This is a genomic window from Streptomyces sp. NPDC088387 (assembly GCF_044753385.1).
Classification (GTDB): domain Bacteria; phylum Actinomycetota; class Actinomycetes; order Streptomycetales; family Streptomycetaceae; genus Streptomyces.
Window position 1 is genome coordinate 38,738 of sequence record NZ_JBIVNC010000016.1, and the last position, 13,509, is coordinate 52,246.

At 72.5% G+C, this 13,509-nt stretch carries 13 protein-coding genes and 1 pseudogene; 7 read left to right on the plus strand and 7 right to left on the minus strand.

The genetic code is table 11. The features are described from left to right. Window positions 1–32 precede the first annotated feature (32 nt). A complete protein-coding gene (locus tag ACIQAC_RS33065) occupies window positions 33–1,271 on the plus strand; it encodes a phosphodiester glycosidase family protein (RefSeq protein WP_402197661.1) in 1,239 nt (412 codons plus the stop codon). A gap of 43 nt (window positions 1,272–1,314) precedes the next feature. Here ACIQAC_RS33065 and ACIQAC_RS33070 read toward each other — a convergent pair whose 3' ends face one another. From ACIQAC_RS33070 to ACIQAC_RS33095, 6 genes are all read right to left on the minus strand, one after another. Further along, entirely contained in the window at window positions 1,315–1,509 is a 195-nt protein-coding gene (locus ACIQAC_RS33070; protein ID WP_402197662.1) for a hypothetical protein, read from the minus strand. Window positions 1,510–1,670: 161 nt separating this feature from the next. Beyond that, on the minus strand, window positions 1,671–2,537 hold the full coding sequence (locus tag ACIQAC_RS33075; protein WP_402197665.1) for a phosphatidylinositol-specific phospholipase C/glycerophosphodiester phosphodiesterase family protein: 867 nt from the start codon (window positions 2,535–2,537) through the stop codon (window positions 1,671–1,673). Window positions 2,538–2,758: 221 nt separating this feature from the next. Beyond that, complete coding sequence (locus ACIQAC_RS33080; protein ID WP_402197668.1) at window positions 2,759–3,844, minus strand: acyl-CoA dehydrogenase family protein; 1,086 nt, start codon at window positions 3,842–3,844, stop codon at window positions 2,759–2,761. Further along, window positions 3,841–5,022: an acyl-CoA dehydrogenase family protein gene (locus ACIQAC_RS33085; RefSeq protein ID WP_402197670.1), complete on the minus strand. Its 1,182-nt coding sequence runs from the start codon at window positions 5,020–5,022 to the stop codon at window positions 3,841–3,843. Before ACIQAC_RS33085 ends, ACIQAC_RS33080 begins: the two co-directional genes overlap by 4 nt. Beyond that, window positions 5,019–5,990: an NADPH:quinone oxidoreductase family protein gene (locus ACIQAC_RS33090; protein ID WP_402197673.1), complete on the minus strand. Its 972-nt coding sequence runs from the start codon at window positions 5,988–5,990 to the stop codon at window positions 5,019–5,021. Before ACIQAC_RS33090 ends, ACIQAC_RS33085 begins: the two co-directional genes overlap by 4 nt. A 126-nt stretch (window positions 5,991–6,116) precedes the next feature. After that, window positions 6,117–6,722: a helix-turn-helix domain-containing protein gene (locus tag ACIQAC_RS33095; protein WP_402197674.1), complete on the minus strand. Its 606-nt coding sequence runs from the start codon at window positions 6,720–6,722 to the stop codon at window positions 6,117–6,119. A 78-nt stretch (window positions 6,723–6,800) separates the two neighbouring features. Between ACIQAC_RS33095 and ACIQAC_RS33100 the strand changes: the two genes are divergently transcribed. From ACIQAC_RS33100 to ACIQAC_RS33120, 5 genes are all read left to right on the plus strand, one after another. Next, complete coding sequence (locus ACIQAC_RS33100) at window positions 6,801–7,775, plus strand: NAD(P)/FAD-dependent oxidoreductase (RefSeq protein ID WP_402197677.1); 975 nt, start codon at window positions 6,801–6,803, stop codon at window positions 7,773–7,775. Window positions 7,776–7,804: 29 nt separating this feature from the next. Next, window positions 7,805–9,343, plus strand: coding sequence for an ATP-dependent DNA ligase (locus tag ACIQAC_RS33105; protein ID WP_402197679.1), 1,539 nt, complete (start codon window positions 7,805–7,807; stop codon window positions 9,341–9,343). Continuing rightward, a complete protein-coding gene (locus ACIQAC_RS33110; protein ID WP_402197681.1) occupies window positions 9,340–9,804 on the plus strand; it encodes an NUDIX domain-containing protein in 465 nt (154 codons plus the stop codon). The genes ACIQAC_RS33105 and ACIQAC_RS33110 overlap by 4 nt, the downstream gene beginning before the upstream one ends. A 76-nt stretch (window positions 9,805–9,880) precedes the next feature. After that, window positions 9,881–11,266 carry an NADP-dependent succinic semialdehyde dehydrogenase gene (locus ACIQAC_RS33115; protein WP_402197683.1) on the plus strand — a complete coding sequence of 462 codons (1,386 nt, stop codon included), beginning with the start codon at window positions 9,881–9,883 and terminating at the stop codon, window positions 11,264–11,266. Window positions 11,267–11,291: 25 nt separating this feature from the next. Beyond that, entirely contained in the window at window positions 11,292–11,528 is a 237-nt protein-coding gene (locus ACIQAC_RS33120) for a DUF6213 family protein (RefSeq protein ID WP_402197686.1), read from the plus strand. A 74-nt stretch (window positions 11,529–11,602) separates the two neighbouring features. On the opposite strand, the gene ACIQAC_RS33125 is transcribed toward ACIQAC_RS33120, so the two are convergent. Beyond that, on the minus strand, window positions 11,603–12,253 hold the full coding sequence (locus ACIQAC_RS33125; RefSeq protein WP_402197688.1) for a transcriptional regulator: 651 nt from the start codon (window positions 12,251–12,253) through the stop codon (window positions 11,603–11,605). Window positions 12,254–12,438: 185 nt separating this feature from the next. Here ACIQAC_RS33125 and ACIQAC_RS33130 point away from each other — a divergent pair. Further along, window positions 12,439–13,509, plus strand: a pseudogene (locus ACIQAC_RS33130) (type III polyketide synthase); the annotation flags it as partial.

Below are 13,509 nucleotides of genomic sequence, written 5' to 3' on the forward strand. Positions count from 1 at the left end.
CTGGGACAGTTGACGGAACCTCAGGGGGGACTGTGACGCGTCGGCGGCAGCGGCTCACAACAGGCAGAACGGTACTGACGGTGTGCGCGGCGTTCGGTGCGCTGGCCGGTGCGGCCCTCACGGGGGCGGCACCGGCCGGCGCGCTTCCGGGGGCGGCGGTACGGGTCGCGTCCGGTGTCTCCTACGAGTGGCGGGACATCCGGGCGGCGGGCGGACCGACCCGGATCCATGTGCTCGACGTCGATCTGCGCGATCCGCGCGTGCGCCTCGATCTGCTGTACCCGGGGCAGGTGGCCGCCCGGGACGAGGTCTCGCAGATGGCCGACGCGCAGGGCGCGGTCGCGGGTGTCAACGGGGACTTCTTCAACATCACCGAGACCCAGCATCCGGGTGTCGAGGCGACGGGCGCGAGTGTCGGTCCCGCGATCGCGCACGGCAGGGTGCTCAAGGCGTCGGTGCCCGACGGGCAGCGTTTCGGGCCCGCGCTGCCGCCGGGGACCAGCACGCAGGACGTGCTGGGCGTGGGCGGGGACCGGCGGGCCCGCCTGGACCGGCTGGTGCTGAAGGGCTCGGTCGGCAGTGCCGCGGGTGAGCTGCCGCTGGGCGGGCTGAACCAGTACGCGCTGCCGGTCGGTTCCGTCGGCGCGTTCACCAAGGACTGGGGCAGCGTGTCGCGGCTGCGGGCGACCTGCGGCACGGACACCGACCGGGCCGCGCCATGCAGTACGGACACCTACGAGGTGACGGTCCGCGACGGGCGGGTGGTCTCGGCGGCCGACCGGCCCGGCACCGGTCCGATCGCCGCGGGGAGCACGGTGCTGGTCGGCCGGGAGGCGGGTGCGCAGGAGCTGCGGAAGCTCGCCGTGGGCGAACGGGTGCGTGTCCGGCACCGGTTGCTGCCGGCGGTGGCCCGGCAGCCGTACCGGCTGGCCCTCGGCGGATACCCGGTGCTGCGGGGCGGGGTGCCGCTCACCGGCCTCGACGCCCGGACGGCCGCCGTGCGCACCGCGGCGGGCATCTCGGACGGCGGGCGTCGGCTGCTGCTGTTCGCCGTCGACGGGTCCCCCGGCAACGCCGGGCTGACCATCGCCGAAGTGGCAGCGGTCCTGGGGGAGTTGGGCGCGACGGAGGGATTCAGCCTGGACGGCGGCGGGTCCACGACGCTGGTTTCGCGCGAGCCGGGCGAGGCGTCCGTGACCGTCCGGAACCATCCGAGCGGTGGCGCCGAGCGGCCGGTCCCGAACGGGATCGGGGTCTTCTCGAAGAGCTGAGACGTGCGGGCCGCGTGGCCCCGGGCCGTCAGGGTCTCGGCCGTCAGGGTCGCAGGCTGCTGACGATGTCGGCCGTCGCGGTGAGTCCGCTGGTGATGGTGGGCGCGATGCTCGTGCCGGCGAGGGAGAAGCCGAGCAGCGCGCACACCAGCGCGTGGGAGACCTTCAGTCCCCCGTTGCGCAGGAAGATCACCGCGAGGATGAACAGCAGCAGCGTCGCAGAGATGGAAATGGCCATCGTGAACCTCCTCCGCCACGTCCGTTTCGCGGCGTTCGGCCGCAAGTGTGGCGTAGCGGAGGGTGCGCACGGGCGGCTGGGCCGTCCGCCGAACGTGTGGTGTCGGCGCAGGTGGATAGCGTCGGCGCAGGTGGACGGCCCGGTTCAGGTCCACTCACGGTCTACTCGTGGGCGTCGAGGAACGCCTCCAGACCCAGCAGGTCGTCGGTGTTGACGTAGTCGACGTCCGCGGCGAGCAGTTCGGTCCACAGCGCGTCGCGGGCCGGGCCCGGCAGGTCCGGGGTGGCCCAGAAGCGGACCTTCTGTCCGCGTGCGTGCGCGCTCCGCATGATGGTGTTCAGCTTCTGCCGTTCGGCGTCCGGGAAGGCGCCGACGCCCCGCCAGGTGAAGTTGAGCGTCCAGTTGTCGCTGATCAGCGGGATGAACGCGGCGGGCGCGGAGCCGCCGAGGTCGGCGAGCCGGCCGTCGTAGAAGGCGCGGCGGGTCTTCTGCGCCTCCATCGGCACGCGGGCGGCCCGGTCGCCGGAGATCACGGCGGTGACCGCGCCGGGCCGCACCCGCCCGTGGTCGTACGTGGTGAACAGGTGCTTGTACCGCTTGAGGTGGCGGTCGAGTTCGAGGTAGGTGGCGGAGCCCTCGGTCTTGATGTCGATGAGCAGCTGGAGCGGACCGCGGTAACCCCGGTACACCGAGCCGTGGTTGGCCCTGACGCGCGAGGCGAGCGTGTCGAGGTAGAGGGACTCCAGGGTGCGGGTGGGGTCGAGGTCCTGCGGGTCGTGGGCGACGAGCAGCTGGTCGCCGACGAGGTAGATGTCGGCCTCGACGCTGCCGAAGCGGTGGTCGAGGGCGTCGAGCAGGGGACGGGGGTGCTCGTAGTCGTTGTGGGCGTGGGCGCGCCACAGCGGGCGGGGGCCGCGGCCCTTGCCCTTGTTCTCGCCCGCGAGGGCGGTGGCGCCGGGGAGGGCGACGGAGCCCGCGAGGGCGGCGCCAAGGGTGGTGAGGGCTCTGCGACGAGTGGTGAGGGCCATGTGCTCTGCCTCCCTGGTGGGCCGGACGGAACCGCAAGGAGTATGCGGTTCCTCGGCCCCCAAGTGGCAGAGGCGGGCGGTGAGTTGGCCGGACTGCCGCCGTACGTTCACTTCGTGCGCGCCGTACACACCAAAAAGCCCGCCCCGGGTGGGGCGGGCTTTCCCGGTCCGTCGCTCCGGCTTCTCCCGGATGTACGGGGGGTGCGGGCTCCGCCGGACGCTCAGGGCGCTCGCAGGTCCACGAGTACGGCGAGCCGCTCCCGGTGGGCGCCCGCCGTGCCGTAGGCGATCGAGTCGGCCTTGGCCCGCTTCAGATACAGGTGGACCGGGTGTTCCCAGGTCATCCCGATCCCGCCGTGCAGCTGGACCGCCTCCTCGGCGGTGTGCACGGCGACCGGGGCCGCGTAGGCCTGGGCCACGGCGACGGCGACGTCCGGGTCCTCGCCGGTCGCCAGGGCGTCCGCGGCGTTGCGGGCGGCGGCCCGCAGATTGACCGTCTCCAGCCACAGCTGGGCCAGCCGGTGCTTGAGCGCCTGGAAGCCACCGACGGGCCGGTTGAACTGCGTGCGCTCCTTGAGGTGGCGCACGGTTTCGGTCAACGTCCATTCGGCGATGCCGAGTTGCTCGGAGGCGAGCAGCCCGGCGGCCGAGCGCAGGGCGCGTCGTACGGCGGGTTCCGCGGCGCCGAGGCGGTGGCCGGCGGCGCCGCGCAGGACGACGGTGGCGACGGGCCGGGTCAGGTCCAGGGACACCTGCGGGGTGACGGTCGCCTCGGACGCGTCGACCGCGTACAGGCCGCCGTCGTCGGCGGGCACGAGCAGCACGTCCGCGGCGGCCGCGTCCGCGACACCGGTCAGCTCGCCGTGCAGGGTGCCGTCCTGGTGCCGTACGACGGGGAAGGCGGCGTCCGGGGCGATGTGCAGGCCGACCGCGAGGGCGCCGACGGCGCGGCCCGACGCCAGCCGGGTCAGCAGCTCGTCGGCGGCGTCGCAGGCCAGCAGGGCCTCGGTGGCGACGACGGCACTGGTGAGATAGGGCACGGGCGCCACGGCCCGCCCCAACTCCTCCAGTACGACGGCGACTTCGCGGTGCGAGGCGCCCTGTCCGCCGCGCTCCTCCGGCACCAGCAGTCCGGCCAGGCCCATACCGTCGGCGAGGGCCTTCCACAGCTCGGGGTCGTGCGCGGTGTCCGACTCGGTGCGGGCGATCACCCCGGCCGGGTCGCAGCGGTCGGTCAGCAGGTCCCGCAACGCCGAGCGCAGCGCCTCTTCCTCCTCGGAGTAGAGGAGATCCGGCTGTGTGCTCATCGGGCCAGGTCCTTCCAGGCGACGTCCTTGTCGGTGCGCGGTTCGGAGGGCAGTCCGAGCACCCGCTCGGCGACGATGTTGAGCAGGACCTCGCTGGTCCCGCCCTCGATGCTGTTGCCCTTGGACCGGAGATAGCGGTATCCGGCGTCGCGGCCGGTGAAGTCGACCAGCTCGGGGCGGCGCATGGTCCATTCGTCGTACAACAGCCCCTCCTCGCCGCGGAGTTCGACCTCCAGGCCGCTGATCTCCTGGTTGAGGCGGGCGAAGCCGAGTTTCATGCCGGCGCCCTCGGGTCCCGGCTGGCCGGCGACGAGCTGCTGGCGCAGGCGTTCGCCGGCGAGGCGGGCGACCTCGGCCTCGACCCACAGCCTGAGCAGGCGCTGGTGGAGGTCGTGGGTGCGCAGTTCGGGGCGTTCGCGCCAGGTCGTGGCGGCCGGGCCGATCATGCCGCCCTCGCGGGGCAGCCGCATGCCGCCGATGGCGACGCGCTCGTTGTTGAGGGTGGTCTGGGCGACCCGCCAGCCGTTGCCGATCTCGCCGAGCCGGTGGGCGTCGGGAATCCGGACGCCGGTGAGGAACACCTCGTTGAACTCGGCCTCGCCGGTGATCTGCCGCAGGGGGCGGACCTCGACGCCGGGGTCGGTCATGTCGCAGACGAAGTAGGTGATGCCGGCGTGCTTGGGCACGTCCGGGTCGGTGCGGGCGATGAGGATGCCCCAGCGGGCGGTGTGGGCGCTGGACGTCCACACCTTCTGCCCGTTGACGATCCAGTCGTCGCCCTCGCGGACCGCGCGGGTGCCGAGCGCGGCCAGGTCGGATCCGGCGCCGGGCTCGCTGAAGAGCTGGCACCACACCTCCTCGCCCACCCACAGGGGCTTCAGGAAGCGCCGCTTCTGCTCGTCGGTGCCGTACTTGAGGATCGTGGGGGCGGCCATGCCGAGGCCGATGCCGATCCGGCGCGGGTCGTTGTCCGGGGCGCCGGCGGCCGCCAGTTCGGCGTCCACGACGGCCTGGAGCGAGCGCGGGGCGTTCAGTCCGCCGAGCCCCTCCGGGAAGTGCACCCAGGCGAGTCCGGCGTCGAAGCGGGCGCGCAGGAAGTCGAGCCGTTCGGTCGTGGCGGGCGGGTGCGCGGCCAGCAACTCGGCGGTGCGGCGCGTGAGTTCGGCTGCGTCGGTCATACGGCGGCTCCGTGTTCCAGGACGACGGCGACCCGGCCGGTGGTGACACCGTCGGCGACCCGCTGCACGGCCTGGGCGGCACCGTCGAGCGCGACCCGCTCGCTGACCAGCGGCTTGATCGCGCCGCGTGCGGCCAGTTCGGTGAGCTGCTCGTGGCAGTGCTGGATGAGCCCCGGGTTCCTGGTGTTGTACAGGCCCCAGTGCAGGCCGAGGATCGAGTAGTTCTTCACCAGGGCGTGGTTGAGCGCCGGGCTCGGCACGCTTCCACTGGCGAAGCCGACGACGACGATCCGGCCCTCGAAGGCGACGACCTTGGTGGACTGGGTGTAGGCGTCGCCGCCCACGGGGTCGTAGATCACGTCCGCGCCGCGGCCGCCCGTGGCCTCCTTGACGGCGGCGATCACGTCCTCGGCGCGCCGGTCGATCACCACGTCGCAGCCCAGGTCGCGAGCCACGGCGGCCTTGTCGGCGCCGCCGACGACTCCGATGACGGTCGCGCCGGCCGCCTTGCCGAGCTGTACGGCGGCGCTGCCGACACCGCCCGCGGCGGCGTGCACGAGCAGGGTCTCACCGGCTTCGAGTCCGGCGCGGCGGTGCAGGCCGAACCAGCCGGTCTGGTAGCCGATGTGCAGCGCGGCGGCCTCGGCGTCGTCGAGCGACTCGGGCGCGGGCAGCAAGGCCCGGGCGTCCGCGAGTGCGTACTCGGCGAGACCGCCGTAGGGCAGTGCGGGGTTGGCGATGACCCGTCGGCCGTCCTCGGTCTCGCCGCAGATCTCCAGGCCCGGGGTGAAGGGCAGCGGGGGCCGGATCTGGTAGTGCCCCCGGCACAGCAGCGCGTCGGGGAAGTTGATGTTGGCGGCGCGCACCTTCAGCAGGACCTGGCCGTCGCCGGGGGCGGGCCGTTCCACGTCCTGGAGGCGCATCACCTCGCTCGGCTCGCCGTTCTCGTGCACCTGCCATGCCTGCATGCGGGGCCTCCAGCGGGACTGCTTGGTCTGACCGTTTCCGATTGCATACTAAGCGGTCGCTTGCCGCCGGGGGAACAGGAGAAACCGGTCGACTTCGCCACGGGAGGCCGTGTCGGGTGACCGCCGTCAGTCCTCCCCGTCGCCGCCCCCGCCCTCTCCCCCGCCCCGCCTGGGCCGCGCCCGCACATGCATCCGCTCCCCCTGCGGCCCGAACAGGCTCAGGAACTCCGCCGGCCCCTCCCCCGTCGACCCGAACCAGTGCGGGACGCGGGTGTCGAACTCCGCAGCCTCGCCCGCCGTGAGCACCACGTCGTGGTCGCCCAGCACCAGCCGCAGCCGCCCGGACAGCACGTACAGCCACTCGTAGCCCTCGTGCGTGCGCGGGTCCGGCTCGATCGCGCGCTGCGGCTCCAGCACCTTGAACGCCTGGAGTCCGCCCGGCTGCCGGGTCAGCGGCAGATAGGTCCGGCCGTACATCCGGATCGGCTTGGCGCGGACCCGGGGGTCGCCCACCGCGGGCGCCCCGACCAGCTCGTCGAGGGCGACCTGATGGGCCTGCGCGATCGGCAGCAGCAGTTCGAGGCTCGGCCTGCGCAGGCCGGACTCCAGTCGGGAGAGCGTGCTGACCGAGATGCCGGTGGTCTCGGACAGTGCGGACAGCGTCACCTCGCGCTCCTTGCGCAGCTGCCGCAGCCGCGGCCCCACCCCGGCCAGCACATCGTCGGTACTCATGACCTCATTGCAGTTTCGGCAAAGTTGTTTGTCAATCCCGCATCGCTTCGGCGACTGTCGGTCGTGGAGGTGGTCACGATGACCGAGGCACACACAGAGGCCCGCACCGAGGTCTTCACGGAACCGTACGAAGTGATCGTCGTCGGCGGTGGGGCGGCCGGCCTGTCCGCGGGGCTCGTCCTGGGCCGCGCCAGGCGCCGCACCCTGGTGGTCGACGCGGGCGAACCCCGCAACACACCGTCCGCCCACATGCAGGGCTATCTGACCCGGGACGGCATGTCCCCCGCCGAGTTCCTCGCGCTGGGCCGTGCGGAGACAGCCCGGTACGGCGTGGAGTACGTCCGCGACCGGGCCGTGGACGTCACCCGGGACGGCGCCGACGGCGACTTCACCGTGGAACTGGCGAGCGGCACCGCCGTACGCGCCCGCCGTCTGATCGTCACGACGGGCCTGAAGGACGAGCTGCCGCCGGTGCCGGGGCTGGCCGCGCGGTTCGGCCGCGATGTGCTGCACTGCCCGTACTGCCACGGCTGGGAGGTCCGCGACCGGGCGTTCGGTGTGCTCGCCACCTCGCCGCTGAGCGTGCACCAGGCGCTGATCGTCTCGCAGTGGTCGAAGGACGTGACGCTCTTCCTGCACACGGTCGACGAGGCGGAGCTGTCCGACCAGGACCTGCGCCGGCTCGCGGCGGCGGGTGTCGCGGTGGTGGCCGGCGAGGTCGCCGAGGTACTGGTCGAGGAGGACCGGCTCACCGGGGTACGGCTGGCGGACGGCTCCGCGCACGAGCGCGAGGTGCTCTTCACCGCGCCGCGCGCCCTCCCGCAGACGGGACTCCTGGAGCGGCTCGGGGCCGAGCTGAACGAGACACCGTTCGGCGCGTACCCGGTGGTCGACCCGACGGGTCTGACCTCCGTGCCCGGGGTGTGGGCGGCGGGCAACGCGATGGGCTTCGCCGAGCAGGTCGTGAACGCGGCGGCCGGCGGCTACCGGGCCGCCGCCACCCTCAACGGCGAGCTGCTGATGGCGGACCTGGACGCGTCCCTCGGGGTGTAACCGGGCCGGGGGCGTTGCACCATGGCTGCATGTTGCTGAGCCGGCTCGCCGACGTGTCCGGGGAGGTCGCCGCCACCTCGGCGCGCTCCCGCAAGATCGCGCTGCTCGCCGAGCTGTTCCGGGACGCGGACGCCGACGACGTGCCGATCGTCATCCCGTATCTCGCGGGACGGCTGCCGCAGGGGCGGCTCGGGATCGGCTGGAAGGTGCTGAGCCGTCCGGTCCCGCCGGCCGCCTCCCCGACGCTGACCGTGCGGGACGTGGACGCCCGGCTCACCGAGCTCGGCAAGGTCTCGGGCGCCGGGTCGCAGGCGGAACGGGCCCGGCTGGTCGGCGAGCTGATGGGCGCGGCGACCGAGGGCGAGCAGCGGTTCCTGTTCGGGCTGATCACCGGTGAGGTGCGGCAGGGCGCCCTGGACGCCGTGGCGGTGGAGGGGCTCGCCGTGGCGACCGGCGCGCCGCCCGCGGACGTCCGCCGCGCGGTGATGCTCGCCGGTTCGCTCCAGCCGGTGGCCCGGGCCCTGCTCGCCGACGGGCCGCCCGCGCTCGACCGGTTCCGGCTGACCGTCGGCCGTCCGGTGCTGCCGATGCTCGCGCACTCGGCGTCCTCGGTCGCCGAGGCCGTCGGCAAGCTGGGCGCCTGTGTGGTGGAGGAGAAACTCGACGGCATCCGCGTCCAGGTGCACCGCGACGGCGAATCGGTACGGCTCTACACCCGCACGCTCGACGACATCACCGACCGGCTCCCCGAGGTCACCGCCGCGGCCGCGGCCCTGGGCCCCGAGCGGTTCATCCTCGACGGCGAGGTCATCGCCCTCGGCCCCGACGGACGGCCCCGCTCCTTCCAGGAGACCGCCGGGCGCGTCGGCTCCCGGGTCGACGTGGCGACGGCCGCCGAAGCGGTCCCGGTCTCGCCGGTCTTCTTCGACGTGCTGAGCGTCGACGGCCACGACCTGCTCGACCTGCCGTTCGCCGAACGGCACGCGGCGCTGGCGGAACTGGTGCCGGAACCCATGCGGGTCCGCCGGACCGCCGTCTCAGGACCGGACGACCTGGCCGCCGCCGAGGCCTTCCTCGCCGAGACCCTCGCCCGCGGCCACGAGGGGGTCGTGGTGAAGTCCCTGGACGCGCCCTACAGCGCGGGCCGGCGCGGCGCGTCCTGGCTCAAGGTCAAGCCCGTCCACACCCTCGACCTGGTCGTCCTGGCCGCCGAGTGGGGCCACGGCCGCCGCACCGGCAAGCTCTCCAACCTGCACCTGGGCGCCCGCGCCGCCGACGGCTCGTACGCCATGCTCGGCAAGACGTTCAAGGGAATGACCGACGCCCTGCTCACCTGGCAGACCGAACGCCTCCAGGAGCTGGCGCTGACGGAGGAACGCTGGGGCGTCACCGTACGCCCGGAACTCGTCGTCGAGATCGCCTACGACGGTCTCCAGCGCTCCACCCGCTACCCGGCCGGCGTCACCCTGCGCTTCGCCCGCGTGGTGCGCTACCGCGAGGACAAACGCCCCGAGGACGCGGACACCGTCGAGACGCTTCTCGCCGCCCATCCGGAGATCACCCCGTGACGACGAAGCGCAGCGCCGGCCTGCTGTTGTTCCGGCACACCGATCAGGGCCCTGAGGTGTTGCTGGGGCATATGGGCGGCCCGTTCTTCGCGAAGAAGGACGCGGGCGCGTGGACCGTACCGAAGGGCGAGTACGAGCCCGACGAGACGGCCTGGGACGCCGCGCGGCGCGAGTTCCGCGAGGAGCTGGGGCTGGCACCGCCCGACGGGGAGGCCGTACCGCTCGGCGAGGTCCGGCAGTCCGGCGGCAAGACCGTGACGGTGTGGGCGGTCGAGGCCGACCTGGACCCGGCCACCGTGGTGCCCGGCACGTTCACCATGGAGTGGCCGCCGCGGTCGGGCCGGACACAGGAGTTTCCCGAGCTGGACCGGGCGGCGTGGTTCGCCCTGGACCGGGCACGCGAGGTGATCGTGAAGGCCCAGGCCGCGTTTCTGGACCGGCTGGCGGAGCACTCGCCCTGACGGGGACGTGCACACGTTGCGGTCCCCCGCGCGGCGCGGGAAGGTCGTAGCACAGTTGCTCTTCAGGAGGTCAGCCATGCCCATCGCAACGGTGAACCCGGCGAACGGCGAAACGCTCAAGACGTACGAGGCCATGGGCGACGAGGAGATCGAGCGCCGGCTCCAGCTCGCCGAGGCCACCTTCCGCACCTACCGGGAGAGCACCTTCGTCGACCGCTCGCGGCTGCTGATCCAGGCCGCGAACCACCTCGACGAGGACCGCGAGGACATCGCCCGCGTGATGACCACCGAGATGGGCAAGCCAGTCAAGCAGGCCCGCGCGGAGGCCGCCAAGTGCGCCAAGGCGATGCGCTGGTACGCCGAGCGGGCCGAGTCGCTGCTCGCCGACGAGGAGCCCGCCGAGGCGGACGTCCGCGACTCCGGCGCCGCACGCGCGCTGGTCCGCTACCGGCCGCTCGGCCCGGTCCTCGCCGTGATGCCGTGGAACTTCCCCCTGTGGCAGGTGATCCGCTTCGCCGCGCCCGCGCTGATGGCGGGCAACGTCGGCCTGCTCAAGCACGCCTCGAACGTCCCCCAGACCGCCCTGTACCTGGAGGACCTCTTCCATCGCGCGGGCTACCCCGAGGGCTGCTTCCAGACCCTGCTGATCGGCTCGGGCGCGGTCGACGAGATCCTGCGCGACGAGCGGATCCGGGCGGCCACACTCACCGGCAGCGAGCCCGCCGGCCGGGCGGTCGCGTCCACCTCCGGCGAGATGATCAAGAAGACGGTCCTCGAACTCGGCGGCAGCGACCCGTACATCGTGATGCCGTCGGCCGACATCGACCGGGCCGCCCAGGTCGCCGTGACGGCCCGGGTGCAGAACAACGGGCAGTCGTGCATCGCCGCCAAGCGGTTCATCGTCCACACGGACGTCTACGACGCCTTCACCGAACGCTTCACCGAGGGCATGCGGGCGCTGCGCACGGGCGACCCCATGGACGAGGAGACCGACGTCGGCCCGCTCGCCACCGAGCAGGGCCGGGCCGATCTGGAGGAACTGGTGGACGACGCCCGGCGCAGCGGTGCGACCGTGCTGTGCGGGGGTGAGCGGCCCGAGGGCGACGGCTGGTACTACCCGCCGAGCGTGCTGGCCGGCATCACCCGGGAGATGCGGATCCACCGCGAGGAGGCGTTCGGCCCGGTCGCGACGGTCTACCGGGCCGGTGACCTGGACGAGGCCGTCCTCATCGCCAACGACTCGCCGTTCGGGCTCAGTTCCAACGTCTGGACCCGCGACGAGGCCGAGACCGACCGGTTCGTACGGGATCTGGAGGCCGGTGGGGTGTTCTTCAACGGCATGACCGCGTCGCATCCGGCGCTGCCGTTCGGCGGGATCAAGCGGTCCGGGTACGGGCGTGAGCTGTCCGGGCACGGAATCCGCGAGTTCTGCAACATCACCACCGTTTGGCACGGTCAGTGACCGCTGCGCGGCTACGATCCCGTTTGTGAACCGCGAAGTGACCCTGCCTCTGATCGTCGACGACCGCGGGACCTTGCAGGTGGCTGCCGCGGATGTCAGCAAGTTGCTGCGGACCGTGGGTGGGCGGTGGTTGCGGCTTGTCGAGGGTGGGGAGGAGGGGCTCGACGAGGACACCGTCGCCGCGTTGACCATCGAGCTGGCCAAGTTGGCCGATCGGATCGACGTGGCCTGTATTGCCCATAGCAGCGGGCAGAACGGGTAGGTCGGTTGCGGATCGTCGGCCGCCGCACGCCAGTGGGGGTTGTTCGCGCAGTTCCCCGCGCCCCTTGGCGGCACTCAGGCGGCCAGTGATTTCCAGAACTGGCTCTCGTAGTGCTGTAGCAGGCGGCCGTACGTGGTCGCCCGTTTTTCGTCGACGGAGTCGATCGCCGCCTCCACTGCCGTCCTCGCCATGCCGTCCAGGTCCGGGGACGGTTCCGCGAAGAAGTCGAAGAACGCGCAAGCCTCGTCCTTGAAGCCGTAGTGGGTGCGCAGGGCTTCGGCGATCGTGGCGCAATAGCCGCCCCATGCCGAGAAGTTGGCGGTGAGGGCCAGAAGGGCGTCCGTGGGGTCGGCGTTGAGGGCGAGCCAGGCGACGTGGGCGGGGTAGGTCTGGCAGCCCGGGAGGGGCTCGTACGCCGCGGTCCTGGCCTCGGTGACTCCGCAGGCCCGCGCGAAGGCGGTGAGGTGGCCGGCGGCCAGGTCCTCGCCCTCGGCGAGGGTGGTGAAGAAGGCGGCGGTCCGCGGACGGTCGCCGGCGCGTTGCGCCAGATGCAGGAAGGCGCGGCGGTCGGCGGGGATGACCAGGCCCTGCTCCAGGGCGAGCGTGGCCAGGACGGCGCGGTCCGCGGTGCCCTTGGCGATCCGCGGGACCAGCGGGTTGGCCGTGGGGTCGGGCGCCAGCCGTTCCACGATCCCCACCAGCAGTTCTTCGGCCGTGCGCGGCATCAGGTTCTCCGTCCGTTGATCCCGGTGTCTGCCCCGACCCTGACACGGCCGTCCCCGGGACGGAGTAGTCCGGCGCGAGATCGCCGCCGCGCGGGGTGATCGTGGGGACATCACCCGCTGGTGAACCACCCATCGGGTGAACACCCTCTGACCGGGGGCGAAGGCCTTCCGGACGGCGAAAGCAGGCACGGTTCATGGCGACTTTGTGCAGACCCACGGTGTCCGTTCCGGAGCACGTGATCACGATGGAGGAGACGCTGGAGCTGGCACGCTCCCGCCACGCCGACCACCCGCAACTGCCCCTGGCCCTCCGGCTGATCGAGAACACCGGGGTGCGCACCCGGCACATCGTGCAGCCCATCGAGGAGACCCTGAAGCACCCGGGCTTCGAGGACCGGAACAAGATCTACGAGTACGAGGCCAAGGCCCGGGTGCCCGCGGTGGTGCAGCAGGCCCTCGACGACGCCGAACTCCTGACCTCCGACATCGACGTGATCATCTACGTGTCGTGCACGGGCTTCATGATGCCCTCGCTCACGGCCTGGCTGATCAACGAGATGGACTTCGACAGCACCACCCGCCAGCTCCCGATAGCCCAGCTGGGCTGCGCGGCGGGCGGCGCGGCCATCAACCGGGCGCACGACTTCTGCACGGCCTACCCCGAGGCCAACGCGCTCATCGTGGCCTGCGAGTTCTGCTCGCTGTGCTACCAGCCCACCGACCTCAGCATCGGCTCGCTGCTGTCGAACGGTCTCTTCGGCGACGGCGTCGCGGCCGCCGCGGTGCGCGGCCGGGGCGGCACGGGTGTGCACCTGGAGCGCAACGGCTCGTACCTGATCCCCAAGACCGAAGAGTGGATCATGTACGACGTGCGGGCCACCGGCTTCCACTTCCTGCTGGACAAGCGGGTGCCGGCCACCATGGAGCCGCTCGCGCCCGCCCTCCAGGACCTCGCGGGACTGCACGGCTGGGACGCCGCCGACCTGGACTTCTACATCGTCCACGCCGGCGGGCCGCGAATACTCGACGACCTCAGCAAGTTCCTTCAGGTCGACCCGCACGCCTTCCGGTTCAGCCGGGCGACGCTCACGGAGTACGGCAACATCGCGAGCGCGGTCGTACTGGACGCGCTGCGCAGGCTGTTCGACGAGGGCGGCCCGGACGACCGGGCGCGTGGGCTGCTCGCCGGGTTCGGACCCGGCATCACCGCGGAGATGAGCCTCGGCCGCTGGCGCGGCAACGACGAGACGGCGTGA

What these genes read in the sequence shown, in the direction of transcription:
- ACIQAC_RS33075 (WP_402197665.1), bottom strand. Translation starts at nt 2,537, where the DNA reads ATGGCCCTCACCACTCGTCGCAGAGCCCTCACCACCCTTGGCGCCGCC.
- ACIQAC_RS33085 (WP_402197670.1), bottom strand. Translation starts at nt 5,022, where the DNA reads ATGACCGACGCAGCCGAACTCACGCGCCGCACCGCCGAGTTGCTGGCC.
- ACIQAC_RS33100 (WP_402197677.1), top strand. Translation starts at nt 6,801, where the DNA reads ATGACCGAGGCACACACAGAGGCCCGCACCGAGGTCTTCACGGAACCG.
- ACIQAC_RS33115 (WP_402197683.1), top strand. Translation starts at nt 9,881, where the DNA reads ATGCCCATCGCAACGGTGAACCCGGCGAACGGCGAAACGCTCAAGACG.
- ACIQAC_RS33105 (WP_402197679.1), top strand. Translation starts at nt 7,805, where the DNA reads ATGTTGCTGAGCCGGCTCGCCGACGTGTCCGGGGAGGTCGCCGCCACC.
- ACIQAC_RS33080 (WP_402197668.1), bottom strand. Translation starts at nt 3,844, where the DNA reads ATGAGCACACAGCCGGATCTCCTCTACTCCGAGGAGGAAGAGGCGCTG.
- ACIQAC_RS33090 (WP_402197673.1), bottom strand. Translation starts at nt 5,990, where the DNA reads ATGCAGGCATGGCAGGTGCACGAGAACGGCGAGCCGAGCGAGGTGATG.
- ACIQAC_RS33095 (WP_402197674.1), bottom strand. Translation starts at nt 6,722, where the DNA reads ATGAGTACCGACGATGTGCTGGCCGGGGTGGGGCCGCGGCTGCGGCAG.
- ACIQAC_RS33070 (WP_402197662.1), bottom strand. Translation starts at nt 1,509, where the DNA reads ATGGCCATTTCCATCTCTGCGACGCTGCTGCTGTTCATCCTCGCGGTG.
- ACIQAC_RS33125 (WP_402197688.1), bottom strand. Translation starts at nt 12,253, where the DNA reads ATGCCGCGCACGGCCGAAGAACTGCTGGTGGGGATCGTGGAACGGCTG.